This is a genomic window from Pseudomonas sp. RT4P38, from assembly GCF_054897765.1.
Genome location: NZ_CM142703.1, coordinates 479,782 through 493,858 on the forward strand (window position 1 = coordinate 479,782; position 14,077 = coordinate 493,858).

Annotated in this window: 13 protein-coding genes; 7 read left to right on the plus strand and 6 right to left on the minus strand. The window is 60.4% G+C overall.

Translation table 11 applies throughout. The features are described 5' to 3' along the window. Positions 1 to 28: 28 nt before the first annotated feature. The gene (locus ACYZT7_RS02235; protein ID WP_462039778.1) at positions 29 to 916 is read right to left on the minus strand and encodes a LysR family transcriptional regulator; all 888 of its coding nucleotides are present in this window, start codon (positions 914 to 916) and stop codon (positions 29 to 31) included. Between the two features lie 136 nt (positions 917 to 1,052). Between ACYZT7_RS02235 and lysM the strand changes: the two genes are divergently transcribed. Next, positions 1,053 to 1,493 carry a peptidoglycan-binding protein LysM gene (lysM, locus tag ACYZT7_RS02240; RefSeq protein WP_046045516.1) on the plus strand — a complete coding sequence of 147 codons (441 nt, stop codon included), beginning with the start codon at positions 1,053 to 1,055 and terminating at the stop codon, positions 1,491 to 1,493. Between the two features lie 127 nt (positions 1,494 to 1,620). Here lysM and yrfG read toward each other — a convergent pair whose 3' ends face one another. Beyond that, the gene (gene yrfG, locus ACYZT7_RS02245; RefSeq protein ID WP_462039779.1) at positions 1,621 to 2,283 is read right to left on the minus strand and encodes a GMP/IMP nucleotidase; all 663 of its coding nucleotides are present in this window, start codon (positions 2,281 to 2,283) and stop codon (positions 1,621 to 1,623) included. A gap of 90 nt (positions 2,284 to 2,373) precedes the next feature. On the opposite strand from yrfG, the gene nudE reads away from it, so the two are divergent. Together nudE and cysQ are read left to right on the plus strand one after the other, a co-directional pair. Next, positions 2,374 to 2,940 (plus strand): ADP compounds hydrolase NudE, encoded by a 567-nt coding sequence (nudE, locus tag ACYZT7_RS02250; protein WP_033058385.1) that lies wholly within the window; start codon positions 2,374 to 2,376, stop codon positions 2,938 to 2,940. Then, positions 2,937 to 3,764 carry a 3'(2'),5'-bisphosphate nucleotidase CysQ gene (cysQ, locus tag ACYZT7_RS02255; protein WP_462039780.1) on the plus strand — a complete coding sequence of 276 codons (828 nt, stop codon included), beginning with the start codon at positions 2,937 to 2,939 and terminating at the stop codon, positions 3,762 to 3,764. Before nudE ends, cysQ begins: the two co-directional genes overlap by 4 nt. 100 nt (positions 3,765 to 3,864) lie before the next feature. Here cysQ and ACYZT7_RS02260 read toward each other — a convergent pair whose 3' ends face one another. The 4 genes from ACYZT7_RS02260 to rfbC form a co-directional block, all read right to left on the minus strand. Further along, complete coding sequence (locus ACYZT7_RS02260) at positions 3,865 to 4,320, minus strand: thioesterase domain-containing protein (RefSeq protein WP_282377370.1); 456 nt, start codon at positions 4,318 to 4,320, stop codon at positions 3,865 to 3,867. Between the two features lie 40 nt (positions 4,321 to 4,360). Next, positions 4,361 to 5,755, minus strand: a complete 1,395-nt coding sequence (locus ACYZT7_RS02265; protein WP_462039781.1) for a sigma-54-dependent transcriptional regulator — start codon at positions 5,753 to 5,755, stop codon at positions 4,361 to 4,363. Beyond that, complete coding sequence (locus ACYZT7_RS02270; protein WP_462039782.1) at positions 5,752 to 7,560, minus strand: sensor histidine kinase; 1,809 nt, start codon at positions 7,558 to 7,560, stop codon at positions 5,752 to 5,754. The genes ACYZT7_RS02265 and ACYZT7_RS02270 overlap by 4 nt, the downstream gene beginning before the upstream one ends. Before the next feature lie 73 nt (positions 7,561 to 7,633). Beyond that, positions 7,634 to 8,179: a dTDP-4-dehydrorhamnose 3,5-epimerase gene (gene rfbC / locus ACYZT7_RS02275; protein ID WP_462039783.1), complete on the minus strand. Its 546-nt coding sequence runs from the start codon at positions 8,177 to 8,179 to the stop codon at positions 7,634 to 7,636. Positions 8,180 to 8,375: 196 nt separating this feature from the next. Between rfbC and ACYZT7_RS02280 the strand changes: the two genes are divergently transcribed. The 4 genes from ACYZT7_RS02280 (at position 8,376) to ACYZT7_RS02295 (ending at position 14,040) form a co-directional block, all read left to right on the plus strand. Continuing rightward, the gene (locus tag ACYZT7_RS02280) at positions 8,376 to 11,288 is read left to right on the plus strand and encodes an aminotransferase (protein ID WP_462039784.1); all 2,913 of its coding nucleotides are present in this window, start codon (positions 8,376 to 8,378) and stop codon (positions 11,286 to 11,288) included. A gap of 303 nt (positions 11,289 to 11,591) precedes the next feature. Further along, positions 11,592 to 12,470: an N-carbamoylputrescine amidase gene (gene aguB / locus ACYZT7_RS02285; protein WP_462039785.1), complete on the plus strand. Its 879-nt coding sequence runs from the start codon at positions 11,592 to 11,594 to the stop codon at positions 12,468 to 12,470. A gap of 5 nt (positions 12,471 to 12,475) precedes the next feature. After that, positions 12,476 to 13,582 carry an agmatine deiminase gene (gene aguA / locus ACYZT7_RS02290; RefSeq protein ID WP_462039786.1) on the plus strand — a complete coding sequence of 369 codons (1,107 nt, stop codon included), beginning with the start codon at positions 12,476 to 12,478 and terminating at the stop codon, positions 13,580 to 13,582. A 245-nt stretch (positions 13,583 to 13,827) separates the two neighbouring features. Continuing rightward, on the plus strand, positions 13,828 to 14,040 hold the full coding sequence (locus ACYZT7_RS02295; protein WP_462039787.1) for a hypothetical protein: 213 nt from the start codon (positions 13,828 to 13,830) through the stop codon (positions 14,038 to 14,040). The last annotated feature ends 37 nt before the right edge of the window (positions 14,041 to 14,077 follow it).

Below are 14,077 nucleotides of genomic sequence, written 5' to 3' on the forward strand. Positions count from 1 at the left end.
ATACTGATCTGCCGATAGATGGCGTCGATCAAGAACTCGGCAACGATTGCTGAAGAATCGCGAAACAGGCTTCCGCGAGCGCCGATCGCGGGGCACTGCGACGCATGATTAGGCCCAGCCGGGCGAGGGTCTGGGCATTTTCGATAGGTTGCAGGCGCAAATGATCGGTCAGTTTTTCCAGGCCGCCGTCCAGCGGCATCACGGCGCAGCAGAGTCCCCCGTAGACCGCTTGTAACAATTGGTGGACGGCATCGGTCTGCAACAAGGGTTGTGGAGTGAGGCCGCGGCTGTGGAAGTTGTGGTCGATGGACTGGCGAAAATGCATGCCGCTGGTGAGCATGCCCAGCGGCAGCTCGATCAGCGATTCCCAGCTCAGCGGCGCCTCGCCGAAACTGAAGAAGCGCTGATCGTAGAGCAGACCCATGCGGGTTTCGCTGAACGCCAGGGAGTCGAAGCGTTCGCCGTCCAGTCGCTCCAGGTACGACACGCCCAGATCCAGGCGATTGTTCGCCAGTTGTTCGAGGATCTGTTCGGAACTCAGTGCTGAGAGTTCGAAGCGCAGGTTCGGGTGCTCGGCGTGCAGGCGATGCATCAGTGGCAGCGGATCGAAGCTCGACAGTGGCACCACACCCAGACGCAACGTACCGACCAGGTTACCGCGACAGGCAGCCGCTTCGGCCTGCAAGCCGTCGTAGGCTGCCAGCACGGTGCGCGCCCAGGCCAGCACCCGCTCACCCGGTGCGGTGAAACCCTCGAAGCGCTGACCGCGATTGACCAGCGGCAACTCGAGCTCTTCTTCGAGGCTGCGCAGGCGCATGGACAGGGTCGGCTGGGTGATGTGACAACGGGCGGCGGCCTGGCCGAAATGCCGGGTCTCGTCGAGGGCGATGAGGAATTTCAGCTGCTTGATGTCCATCTTCGCTCCAGGGCGCGGGAAGGTTCGGATTCTAGCGCTTGGGGGGACGCGGCGTCATTGGTCGGGCTGGAACCGCAAGTGACAGCCTTGGTCTAGGCTTTTGCGTCTGGAACCCATAACCCAAGGAGAGCGCACCATGAGTATTTTTAGCTTTGTGAAAGAAGCAGGCGAAAAACTTATCGATCTGCTGACGCCAGGTAACGCCAATGCCAGCGAGCAGTTGAAGGAACACATCAGCAAGGTCGGCCTGGGTAACCCGAATGTGCAGGCGACGGTGGATGGCGACAAAGTCATCGTGACCGGCGAAGTCGGCAGTCAGGAAGAGAAGGAAAAAATCCTGCTGGCAGTGGGTAATATTGCCGGTGTCGGTAGTGTGGATGACCAGATCACCGTGACCGGGCCGGTGGTTGTGGCCGCGAAGTTTGTAACGGTTGTGAAAGGCGACACGCTCAGCGCGATTTCCTTGCGCGTTTATGGCGATGCCAACAAGTATCAAAAAATCTTCGAGGCCAACAAACCGATGCTCAAGGACGTGAACAAAATCTATCCGGGGCAGTCGTTGCGGATTCCTGAGTAACCCCCAGAACCGTGTGATGCCCATCGCGAGCAAGCCACGCTCCCACAGGATCTGTGTCATTCGCATCTTTCGTGAACGACACAGATCCTGTGGGAGCGTGGCTTGCCCGCGATGCAGGCGACTCGGTCTAGAGCCCTGCAATGAGCTCCCGATAATCCCCCACCGCCGCAAACTCGGCCGTGTCCTTCGGCCCTTTGCGGCTGTCCGGTTCACTCACGGCCAACAAATGCGCCACACCAAAATTCCGCGCGCTACGCAGGATTGGCAAGGTGTCGTCGATAAACAGACTGCGCGCCGGATCAAAGCCGATGTCCGCCTGCAGGGCATCCCAAAATTCCGGGTTTTCCTTGGCGAAACCGTAATCATGCGAGCTGATCAACCGCTCGAAGTACGGCGCCAGTTCGATTCTTTCCAGCTTCAGTGACAGCGAATCGCGGTGTGCATTGGTGATCAGCACCACGCGCTTGCCGGCCTGTTTGATCGCCGCCAGAAAAATGTCCGCATCCGGACGCAGGGCAATCAAATGAGCGGTTTCCAGTTTCAGTTCGCGCACCGGCAGTTTGAGCTCGGCGCTCCAGAAATCCAGGCAGTACCACTGCAATTGACCGGCATTGCGCTCGAACAGCGGCTGCAATTCCATCTCGGCCATGGCCCGGCTCACCCCGTGCAACTCAGCGTAACGCTGGGGCAGGTGCTCCATCCAGAAATGGTTGTCGTAGTGCAGGTCCAGCAGCGTACCGTCCATATCCAACAGAACGGTGTCGATGTCGCGCCAGGGCAGCAGGGACATAAAAAACTTCTCCAGCGGTAAAAAAGATATCCGAGGTAAACAATCAGGATAGGCCGGGTATAGTAACGCGTTCACGCCAAGGAGCTTTTCATGCGCCAGAAACCCACCATCCTCGCCCGCGAGATCGTCGCCACCAGCCGTTTGTTCTGCGTCGAAGAGCTGAAGTTGCGCTTTTCCAATGGCGTGGAGCGCACGTATGAACGACTGGTGGGCAAGGGCGCCGGTTATGGCGCGGTGATGATCGTGGCGATGCTGGATGCAGACCACGCGGTGCTGGTCGAAGAGTATTGCGGCGGCACCGATGAATACGAGCTGTCCTTGCCAAAAGGCTTGATCGAGCCGGGTGAAGACGTGCTGGCGGCGGCCGAACGAGAACTCAAGGAAGAGGCCGGGTATGGCGCGCGGCAACTGGAGCATCTGACTGAGTTGTCGTTGTCTCCCGGTTACATGAGCCAGAAGATCCAGGTGGTGTTGGCCACCGATCTGTACGAAGAAAGCCTTGAAGGCGATGAGCCCGAGCCGATGGGTGTGGATAAAATCAACCTGCGTGAGTTGTCGGCCCTGGCCCAGAACCCGCGATTCACTGAGGGCCGTGCATTGGCAGCACTGTATCTGGCCCGTGATCTACTGACTCAGCGTGGAGTGTTCCAGCCATGATTTTCCCCCATCCGTTGATGGCGCCTGTTGTTGAACTGGCGCTGAAAGCAGGTGAAGCGATTCTGCCGTTTTGGCGTGCCAACGTCGCCGTGACAGCAAAATCCGATGACTCTCCGGTAACGGCCGCCGACATGGCCGCTCACCATGTGATCCTGGCCGGGCTGACGGCGCTGGACCCGAGCATCCCGGTGCTGTCCGAAGAAGACGCCAACATTCCCCAGAGCGTGCGCGCCGGGTGGCAGCGTTGGTGGCTGGTCGACCCGCTGGACGGGACCAAGGAGTTCATTTCCGGTAGCGAAGAATTCACCGTCAACATCGCGCTGATCGAGCAGGGGCGAGTGGTGTTTGGCGTGGTGTCGATGCCGACCAACGGGCGCTTCTACGTCGGTGGTGCGGGTCTGGGCGCGTGGCGTGGCGATAAAGGCGCAACGCCGCTGCCAATTCAGGTGCGCGACGTGCCAGCGGCGGGCAAGGCATTTACCGTGGTTGCCAGTCGTCGGCATTCAAGTCCTGAACAGGAGCGCCTGCTAGCCGGGCTGAGCGACAGTCTGGGTGAACTGCACTTGGCCAATATCGGCAGTTCGTTGAAGTTTTGTTTGCTGGCGGAAGGGGCGGCGGATTGTTATCCGCGGTTGGCGCCGACTTCGCAGTGGGACACGGCCGCTGCGCAAGGCGTGCTGGAAGGGGCCGGCGGTGAGGTGCTGGATTTGAGCGGTGCGCCGTTCAGTTATCCGGCGCGGGAGTCGTTGTTGAATGAGTTTTTTTTGGCGCTGCCGGCGAAGGCGGCTTGGCGGGAGAAGCTTTTAGAACTCGCGCGTAGTTAAGATCGTTCCCACGCTCTGCGTGGGAATGCAGCCCGTGACGTTCCGCGTCACTGGACGCAGAGCGTCCCTAGAGGCGTTACCACGCGGAGCGTGGGAACGATCATCGGTGGAGCACGTACTGCCCGGTAAACGTCACCGCATCTTCCTCACTCCCCACATTCACAATCCTTGAATGCAGCTTCAACCGCGCCCTTCCATACCGCTCATACATCGCCAAAAACTTCTTCCACACCGCCGCACTCGGCGCCTGGCAGATCGCTGTCGCGTCCATGGTCACCGGCAATGGATAGCTGATATGCCCTTCATGAATCACGATGTGCCCGCCTTTAACCCCTTCTTCACGCAATCGTAAATGCAGCCAGCCCCAACCCGCCAGCACCGCGCCGCAATACAGGCTGCCGCCGAACATGGTGCTCTTGTGGTTGACGTTGGCCTCCAGCGGCAAGTGCAGGCGCAGTTGCTGGTCGTGCCAGTCGAGCACCTTGAGGCCCATGTCCCGCGTAAGGGGGATGTCGTGATGGAGAATCGATTCCAGGTGACGACTGTCGCGGCTCATGCAGGGGTCTCTTGTATGAAGATGATGATTTGACGGTAGCTCAATCGAGTTCGTCGGTGTGGCTGCTGACACCACCGTCGGCGAAGTTCAACCCGTGCTTGCGCAGTTTGTCGTGCAAGGTTTTGCGCGGGATACCGAGGGCTTCGGCGAGGCTGCGCACGGAACTGTGAGAGCGCGTCAGTTCGGCGGCGATCAGGCTCTTCTCGAAATTTTCCACTTGCTCGCTGAGACCGCCACTGACGCCTTCGACCGTCATGCCGGCAGCGCCCTGCGGCGCGCTGTTGTCCAGCGCCAGTTCCAGACCCAGGGCAAAGCGTTCGGCGGCGTTTTGCAGTTCGCGCACGTTGCCCGGCCAGGTGTGGCGCAGCAGCAAGGCGCGTTGTCCCGGTTGCAGTTCATGGGGCGCTAAGCCGTGGCGGTTGCTGGCTTCGTCGGCGAAATACTGGAACAGCATCAGCGCATCTTCGCCGCGCTCGCGCAGCGGTGGAATACGCAGCGGTGCGACGTTCAGACGGTAATACAAGTCGGCACGGAAGCGGCCCTGATCGGCGGATTGACGCAGGTCTTCCTTGGTCGCGGCGATGATGCGGATGTCCAGCGGGATCAGCTGATTGCCGCCCAGGCGCTCGACGACGCGCTCCTGCAGCAAACGCAGCAATTTCACCTGTACATCCAGGCTCATGCTTTCGATTTCATCGAGGAACAACGTGCCGCCATTGGCGAATTCGAACTTGCCGATACGACGCTTTTGCGCGCCGGTAAAGGCGCCTGGCTCGTGACCGAACAGCTCGCTTTCTACCACCGACTCGGCCAGGGCGCCGGCATTGATCGCCACGAACGGACCGTTACGACGGCTCGACAGGTCATGCAAAGCACGTGCGACAACTTCTTTACCCGCACCGGTTTCACCCAGGATCAGCACATCAGCCTTGGTCGCCGCCAATGCTCCGATCTGCTCGCGCAGGCGCAGCATCGGTGCCGATTGCCCGACCAGTCGGGTACTCAGTTCATTGCGATCGCTCAGGGCCAGACGCAGGCTGCGGTTGTCGAGCACCAGCCGGCGCAAGGCCAACGCGCGTCGCACGCTGTCGAGCAGGGCGTCGCTGGCGAAGGGTTTTTCCAGAAAGTCATAAGCCCCGGCGCGCATCGCTTGCACGGCCAGCGGCACATCGCCGTGACCGGTAATCAACAGCACTGGCAGATCCGAGTCCTGGGCATGCAGTTCGGTCAGTAGTTCGAGACCGTCCATGCCCGGCATGCGGATGTCACTGACCACCACGCCGGGCCAGTCGCGCTCCAGTTGTACGGCCAGGCCCTTGGCTTCGGCCAGTGGCAGAATTTTCAGGCCGGCAAGGTCCAGGGTCTGGCTCAGGGCTTGACGCAGGTGGGGATCGTCGTCGATCAGCACGACCTGGATGCGGTTGTCGATGGTCATGCACTTCGGTCCTCGGACGGTTGCAGGCTCACACCCGTTGCGCCTGCACGCAATTTCAGGGTAATCAGGGCGCCGCCTTCCTTGTGGTTGGCGAACGACAGTTCACCCCCGAAGGCACGCATCAGGGTTTCGCAAATCGCCAGCCCCAATCCAAGGCCCTGAGTGCGGGTCTTGGTGGTGTAGAAGGGCTCGCTGGCGCGGCCAAGTGCCTCCAGGCAGAACCCGGGGCCATTGTCGCGAATGTACAGATTGACGCCGTCGGCGGTGGATTGGGCACTCAACCAGAGCTTACGTGGCGGGCCTTTTTCCGTCAGGGCGTCCAGAGCGTTGGCCAGCAGATTGCCGAGCACCTGACGCAGACGGGTTTCCCCGGCCTCGACCCACAGGGTGGCGGCCGGCAAATCGCGAATCAGCTCGACTTCCATGCTGCGCCGGCGCTTGGCCAGCAACGCCAGCGCATCGTCCAGCGCCGGTTGCAGGGCGACGCTTTCCGGGGCGTGGCGGTCGCGCCGGGCGAAAGCGCGCAGGTGGGCGATGATTGACGCCATTCGCCCGGTCAGTTCGCTGATCAGCTTGAGGTTGCCGCGGGCATCTTCGGTGCGTTGATGATCGAGCAGCACTTCGGCGTTTTCCGCGTAGCTGCGGATCGCCGCCAGCGGTTGATTCAACTCGTGGCTGATGCTCGCCGACATGGTGCCAAGGGCCGACAGTTTGCCGGCCTGCACCAGATCATCCTGAGCGCGAACCAACTCTTGCTGGGCCTGTTCGCGTTCCAGCACTTCCTGTTTCAATCGACGGTTGAGGCCTTCGAGGTCGCTGGTCCGCTCGGCTACCCGGCCTTCCAGTTCACGACGGGCCTTGGCTTCGAAGGCGATCCGTTCGAGGTAGTGCCGGCGGCGCTGCATCATCAGACCGAGCAACAGCATTAACACCAACAGCGTCGCGCCACCGATGGCGACGACCGTGCGCACCGGGCGATCGATCAAGGTGCGTGGGGCGAGGATGCTGACGTTCCAACCGGTTTCCGCGATTGGCTGGGTCTGTGTCAGCCAGGCATTGGGGTTGAGCTCCAACGGTTTGGGATCGCGAGTCGGATAGGGTTGAATCGCCGTAATAGCCTTGCGTTCTTCTTCGCTCAACGGGCGGGTCGAGCGGAATCGCCACTCGGGCCGCGACGTGAGAATGACCACGCCGTTATGGTCAGTCAGCAGCAGTTGTTCCGGGGTTTTGCCCCAGAGGCTTTCGGTATGGTCCAGGTCGACCTTGACCACCAGCACACCGATGATCTTTTCGCCGTTACGCACGGCGGCGGCGAAGAAATAGCCGCGCTTGGCCGATGTCGTTCCCAAACCGAAAAAACGCCCAAGCCGGCCGGCCATGGCTTCGCTGAAATACGGCCGGAAGGAAAAATTGCGCCCGACGAAACTGTCGTGTTTGTCCCAGTTGGACGCGGCCAGAGTCTTGCCCGTGGTGTCCATCAGGTACATGACTTCAGCGCCGGTCTGGGCGCTGATGTTTTTCAACAAACGGTTGGCATTGCCCTGGGTGACGCCATCGTCGGGCGCGCCGAGGGCCGCTCGAAGGGCCGGCAGATCGCCGAGGATCTGCGGCAACACTTCATATCGGTGCAGGGTGCCCAGCAGGTTGGCGACGTAAAGGTCGAGCGTCTGACGGTTCTGCCCGGCCAGTTCGCTGCGGTAATAACGCTCGGCCAGATGCTCCAGCGGCCACAGCAACGGCGCCAGGCACAGTGCGAGCAGGGCCAGGCTACGCCAGCGGGGTCTGCGGGGGAGGGTCGGAGTCATGAGCATCGAGCGCCTGTGGGTACAGGCGCATTATGCCTAGGCTTGCGGGCGCAGTCTGCGCGCCGTGGCCGTTTCAGGAAAAGACGTCAGCGTCCTTGAAGAGCGCGGCAGCCTGATCTTTACCAGACAGTTGCGGTGCTTCGTCCAGTTGCCAATCGATGGCGAGGTCCGGGTCGTCCCAGCGAATGCAGCGCTCGGCGGACGGGGTGTAGTAGTCGGTGGTTTTGTAGAGGAATTCGGCGAACTCGCTCAGCACCACGAAACCGTGGGCGAAACCCTCCGGGACCCAGAGTTGGCGGTGGTTCTCGGCGGACAGACGCACGGCCACCCATTTGCCGAAATGTGGCGAGCTGCGGCGAATGTCCACAGCCACGTCAAGTACTTCACCGACCGTGACGCGAACCAGTTTGCCCTGAGTGTTTTCCAGCTGGTAATGCAGGCCGCGCAAGACGCCTTTTTGCGAGCGGGAATGGTTGTCTTGAACGAAATTCGTCTCCAGGCCCGTCGCTTCTTTGAAAGTCTTGGCATTGAAGCTTTCATAGAAGAAACCGCGCTCGTCACCAAATACCTTGGGTTCGATGATCAGAACACCGGGCAGCTCGGTGGTGACTACTTTCATGGTCTTTCTCCAGCAATAGGCGTTGATGGGCGACATTCTTGCGCAAAGTGCCGGCCGGTGCGAGTGGAGTGTGTTTTTTCCTGATCCGTTCACTGATTTTGTCGAGCATCCGGTAGGTGTCAGGCAGGCGAAGGGGGTTGCGTATCGCCCCAAGCAGTGGCGATATAAGCGCCTAATAAAATTCAGGGGTCGTTGTATGCCGCTCGCCACGTTGATTCATCGCGCCAGTTTGCCCCGCCCGCAAGTGTCTGTGGAGCAAGCGCTTGAGCTATTGAAGGGACATTACGGCCTGAGTGGAAGGTTGCAGGCCCTCGGCAGCCAGCAGGATCTTAACTATCGGGTCGACAGCGCCCAGGGGCGTTTTGTCCTGAAAATCTGCCGTGGCGACTATTCGGCGCTGGAGCTGCTCGCCCAGCACGCCGGGCTCAAGCATTTGGGTGAGCACCCCGATGTGCATGTGCCGCGAGTGATTGCGGCCAAAAACGGTGCAGAGCTGCTCTCTCTGGAAGTCGGCGGCCAACCGGTGCACGTGCGCCTGCTCGATTACATCGAAGGCCAGTCGCTTACACACCTTGATCATCTGCCCGGTTCAGTGGTGGCGGGATTTGGTCGGCTCTGCGGTGAAATGGATCTGGCCCTGGCCGGTTTCGACCATCCGGGCCTCGAGCGAACCCTTCAATGGGACGCCCGCCACGCCAACGCGTTGATCGCGCATTTGCTGCCGGTCATCAACGACGACCAGCAACGCCGGCTGATCGCCGATGCGGCTGAACAGGCCGAGCGTCATTTACAGCCGCTTGTGGATAAGCTGCCAGTACAGGCGATTCACATGGATATCACCGACGACAACGTGGTGTGGCAGCGAGATTCGCAACGCCAGTGGCAATTGCAGGGCGTGATCGATTTCGGCGACCTGGTTCGTACCTGGCGCATTACTGATCTGTCGGTGACCTGCGCGGCGCTACTGCACCACGCTGATGGCGATCCGTTCTACATTTTGCCGGCGGTTCAGGCCTATCACGCTGTCAATCCGCTCACGCATGAAGAGCTACTGGCGCTCTGGCCGCTGATCGTCGCCCGTGCGGCGGTGTTGGTGCTCAGCGGCGAGCAGCAGGTCAACATTGATCCGGGCAACGAATACAGCCGCGACAACCTGACCCACGAATGGGAGATTTTCCGTGTCGCCACATCGGTGCCGTTGGCGTTGATGGAAGCGGCGATCCTGACCGCAGTCGGCCAGAATCTGCCGAGCATCGGTAGCGAAGGCTTCGCGCCGCTGCTGCCGAGCCTGGTGGGGCGTGAGTTTGCGTTGATCGATTTGGGCGTGCTCAGTCCGCACTTCGAGGCCGGTAACTGGGAGCAGGAGGGGATCGATCAGCGTCTGCTGAACGACGCTGCCGCGGCTCACGGTCTGGCGGCCAGTCGTTATGGGCAATATCGCCTGTCCCGCACCCGGCCGGACAGCGCCACTGAGCCGGACACTTGCCCGTTGCACGTCGAGTTGCGAGTGCCTCATGGCACGGCGGTCGAGTCGCCGTTTGCCGGCGTGGTCCATCAGCCGGCGGTGGGTGTGCTGCAATTGGACGGCCCGCAACTGAGCGTGCGCCTGTGGGGCGTGACCCCGTCGCTGCACACAGGCGCAGCGCTGGTCAAAGGTCAGGTGCTGGGTTCGGTCAACGGGCCGTTGGTGGTGCAGTTGTGCCGAGGTGCTTCGTTCAATGCTCCCTTGTTTTGCACGCCGTCTCGCGCTGCGGCGTGGCAAGCATTGTGCCCGTCGCCGGCGGTGCTGCTGGGATTGGCCTGTGACGCCGAAGTGGAACTCGATTCGCAGACGTTGCTGGCCCGCCGCGACGCCAGTTTCGCCCGTACCCAGAAGCACTATTACGTCGACCCGCCGCGCATCGAGCGTGGCTGGCGCAATCACCTGATCGACATGCAGGGCCGTTCCTACCTCGACATGCTCAACAACGTCGCGGTGCTTGGCCACGGTCATCCGCGCATGGCCGCTGTCTCCAGTCGTCAGTGGTCGCTGCTCAACACCAACTCGCGTTTTAACTACGCGGCGATTGCCGAGTTTTCCGAACGATTGCTGAAACTGTCGCCGGATTCCATGGACCGAGTGTTCCTGGTCAACAGCGGCACCGAGGCCAACGACCTCGCGATCCGTTTGGCGTGGGCCTACAGCGGCGGTCGCGACATGCTCAGTGTGCTTGAGGCGTATCACGGCTGGTCGGTGGCAGCCGATGCGGTCTCAACCTCGATTGCCGACAACCCGAAGGCCTTGAGCAGCCGTCCGGACTGGGTGCATCCGGTCACCGCGCCGAACACCTATCGCGGCGAATTCCGTGGACCGGGCAGCGCGCCGGACTACGTGCGCAGCGTCGAACACAACCTGGCGAAAATTGCCGAGCAGAAACGTCAGCTGGCCGGTTTCATCTGTGAACCGGTGTACGGCAATGCTGGCGGTATCTCGTTGCCGCCGGGGTATTTGAAACAGGTTTATGCGTTGGTTCGTGCCCAGGGCGGCGTGTGTATCGCCGACGAAGTGCAGGTCGGCTATGGCCGCATGGGCAAATTTTTCTGGGGTTTCGAACAGCAGGACGTGGTGCCGGACATCATCACTATGGCCAAAGGCATGGGCAACGGTCAGCCGCTGGGCGCGGTGATCACCCGTAGGGAAATCGCCGAAGCGCTGGAGGCCGAAGGCTATTTCTTCTCGTCGGCGGGTGGCAGCCCGGTCAGTTGCCAGATCGGCATGGCGGTGCTGGATGTGATGGAAGAAGAGAAGCTCTGGGAAAATGCTCAGGTCGTGGGCGGGTATTTCAAGGAGCGGCTTGAAGCGCTGATCGATATTCATCCGCTGGTGGGCGCGGTGCATGGTTCCGGCTTCTATCTGGGCGTCGAGTTGATCCGCAATCGCGAAACCCTGGAGCCGGCGACCGAAGAAACCACGGCGCTGTGTGATCGGTTGCTCGAGTTGGGGATCTTCATGCAGCCGACCGGCGATTACCTGAACATCCTCAAGATCAAACCGCCGATGGTTACCTCGCGTCAGAGCGTGGATTTCTTTGTCGACATGCTCTCAAAGGTTCTCGCAGAGGGGTTGTAAACACACATCCCTGTGGGAGCGAGCTTGCTCGCGATGGCGGCCGAACCATCAACATTGATGTCGGATATGACGGCCTCATCGCGAGCAAGCTCGCTCCCACAGGGATAGCGAAAAGTTCGATTATTATCTGGGTTGCTTGAGTTAATTTCGACAGATGGACTGTTTTAAGCTTTAAAAGCCGATTTTTATCGGCTATAAAGTCACCGTTGCCCACGGTGTGGACCCACCACGCCCGGTGCTTCTCATTTCTGTCATCGGTCGACGCCACACTCGACCCTCAAGCACTTGCTCAGGAGCCGATTCATGAGCCGTATCGTTACCGTCGCCGCCACCCAGATGGCCTGTTCCTGGGAACTTGAAGCCAACATCGAGACCGCTGAGAAGCTGGTCCGTGAGGCCGCGGCCAAAGGCGCGCAGATCATCCTGATCCAGGAACTGTTCGAGGCGCCGTACTTCTGCCAAAAGCCGAACCCGGATTACTTGCAGCTGGCCACGACCGTTGAAGAAAACGTCGCCATCAAGCACTTCCAGAAAGTCGCCAAAGAGCTGCAAGTGGTTCTGCCAATCAGCTTCTACGAACTGGCGGGCCGCGCGCGTTTCAACAGCATCGCGATCATCGATGCCGACGGCAGCAACCTCGGGGTTTATCGTAAAAGCCACATCCCGGATGGCCCTGGCTACCACGAAAAGTACTACTTCAACCCGGGCGATACCGGCTTCAAAGTCTGGAACACCCGTTACGCGAAAATCGGCGTGGGCATCTGCTGGGACCAGTGGTTCCCGGAATGCGCCCGCAGCATGGCGTTGCAAGGCGCGGAAATCCTGTTCTACCCGACCGCGATCGGCAGCGAGCCACACGACAAGACCATTTCGTCCCGTGATCACTGGCAGCGTGTGCAACAGGGCCATGCCGGCGCCAACCTGATGCCGCTGATCGCCAGCAACCGCATCGGCAATGAAGAGCAGGACGGTTACGACATTACGTTCTACGGTTCATCGTTCATCGCCAACCAGTTCGGCGAGAAGGTTCAGGAACTCAACACAACCGAAGAAGGTATGCTGGTGCACAGTTTCGACCTCGACGAGTTGGAGCACATCCGCAGCGCGTGGGGTTCGTTCCGTGACCGTCGGCCGAACCTGTACGGCGCCATCAAAACCCTCGACGGTTCCCTGGAGTCCTGATCGCTATGACCACTTTGCACAGCACGCCTCGCGCCGACGGCTTCTACATGCCAGCCGAATGGGCGCCGCAAACCCAGACCTGGATGATCTGGCCCGAGCGCCCGGACAACTGGCGCCTGGGTGGCAAACCGGCGCAAGCCGCGCACGTCGCTGTAGCGAAAGCCATCGCACGTTTCGAACCGGTGACCGTGGCGGTCTCCGTCGGCCAGTATGAGAACGCTCGCGCACGTCTGGACGTACCGAATATTCGCGTTGTCGAAATGTCCAGCGATGACGCCTGGGTACGGGACACCGGCCCGACGTTCGTCATCAATAACAGCGGGGAAGTCCGTGGTGTGAACTGGGACTTCAACGCGTGGGGCGGTTTCGACGGCGGTCTGTATTCGCCGTGGAATCGCGACTCGCAGGTGGGCGGCAAAATCCTCGAGATCGAACGCAGCCAGCGCTACCGCACCGAGGGCTTTGTGCTTGAAGGCGGTTCGATCCACGTCGATGGCGAAGGCACACTGATTACCACCGAAGAATGCCTGCTCAACCGCAATCGCAATCCGCACATGACCCGTGCAGAAATCGAAGTGGTACTCAGCGCGAATCTGGCTGTGGATAAAATCATCTGGCTGCCGGACGGCTTGTTCAACGACGAAACCGACGGTCATGTGGATAACTTCTGCTGCTACGTGCGTCCGGGCGAAGTGTTGCTGGCCTGGACCGACGACCCGCAAGACCCGAACTACCCGCGCTGCCAGGCGGCAATGAAAGTGCTGGAAAGCAGCACCGACGCCAAGGGTCGCCCATTCACGGTGCACAAGATGCCGATTCCGGGGCCGCTGTATGCGACCGAAGAAGAGTGCGCTGGCGTGGATCCGGTGGACGGTACTCAGGAACGTAATCCGACCGTTCGTTTGGCGGGTTCCTACGTGAACTTCCTCATCGTTAACGGCGGCATCATCGCGCCGAGCTTTGACGACCCGTTGGATGGCCCGGCAAAAGAGATTTTGCAGGCACTGTTCCCGCAACACGAAGTGGTGATGGTGCCGGGCCGCGAACTGTTACTGGGAGGCGGTAACATCCACTGCCTTACCCAACAACAGCCAGCGCCGCACAAGGAGTGAGTGGGGTTGTAACAGCTTGAGTTGATTGCAGAATCGGCCCGGCACACGTTTTTCCGTTCAGCCTTATAGAAAGCCCGCGGCCCTTCAGGACCGCGGGCTTTTTTGTATCCGCTTGTCGACAGTTCCGAAACCTTGGCACAGCTCTTGTATCTCTCAGGGTGCAAAACAGGGAAGGGGAGAACTGCGATGTTCTGTCATAAACCTTGGATAAGTTAGCCGCTCACAAACCAGGAGAGAGCGCGGAAATGAACGCCGAAATGAATGTAGTGGGCGAGCGGGCGTTGCATCCCCTGGCAGTAAACAGCGAATCGCTCCAGGTCCTGGCGCACTGGTTGAAGTCCAATGGAACGCGTCAGATCAGAGAACCTGATCCGCGCCGGATGATGATCGAGCGCTACCCCGCTGGTTTACTCAGCGAAGCGGAGCTGGAAGCGTTGTGGGATGTGATGGAAGGATAAGAAGAAAAACAACGGATTGGTAAAAGCGCTGCCGGGA

Excerpts from the sequence above, each read along its gene's own strand:
- ACYZT7_RS02235 (WP_462039778.1), bottom strand. The coding sequence starts at position 916 with ATGGACATCAAGCAGCTGAAATTCCTCATCGCCCTCGACGAGACCCGG.
- lysM (WP_046045516.1), top strand. The coding sequence starts at position 1,053 with ATGAGTATTTTTAGCTTTGTGAAAGAAGCAGGCGAAAAACTTATCGAT.
- yrfG (WP_462039779.1), bottom strand. The coding sequence starts at position 2,283 with ATGTCCCTGCTGCCCTGGCGCGACATCGACACCGTTCTGTTGGATATG.
- nudE (WP_033058385.1), top strand. The coding sequence starts at position 2,374 with ATGCGCCAGAAACCCACCATCCTCGCCCGCGAGATCGTCGCCACCAGC.
- cysQ (WP_462039780.1), top strand. The coding sequence starts at position 2,937 with ATGATTTTCCCCCATCCGTTGATGGCGCCTGTTGTTGAACTGGCGCTG.
- ACYZT7_RS02260 (WP_282377370.1), bottom strand. The coding sequence starts at position 4,320 with ATGAGCCGCGACAGTCGTCACCTGGAATCGATTCTCCATCACGACATC.
- ACYZT7_RS02265 (WP_462039781.1), bottom strand. The coding sequence starts at position 5,755 with ATGACCATCGACAACCGCATCCAGGTCGTGCTGATCGACGACGATCCC.
- ACYZT7_RS02270 (WP_462039782.1), bottom strand. The coding sequence starts at position 7,560 with ATGACTCCGACCCTCCCCCGCAGACCCCGCTGGCGTAGCCTGGCCCTG.
- rfbC (WP_462039783.1), bottom strand. The coding sequence starts at position 8,179 with ATGAAAGTAGTCACCACCGAGCTGCCCGGTGTTCTGATCATCGAACCC.
- ACYZT7_RS02280 (WP_462039784.1), top strand. The coding sequence starts at position 8,376 with ATGCCGCTCGCCACGTTGATTCATCGCGCCAGTTTGCCCCGCCCGCAA.
- aguB (WP_462039785.1), top strand. The coding sequence starts at position 11,592 with ATGAGCCGTATCGTTACCGTCGCCGCCACCCAGATGGCCTGTTCCTGG.
- aguA (WP_462039786.1), top strand. The coding sequence starts at position 12,476 with ATGACCACTTTGCACAGCACGCCTCGCGCCGACGGCTTCTACATGCCA.
- ACYZT7_RS02295 (WP_462039787.1), top strand. The coding sequence starts at position 13,828 with ATGAACGCCGAAATGAATGTAGTGGGCGAGCGGGCGTTGCATCCCCTG.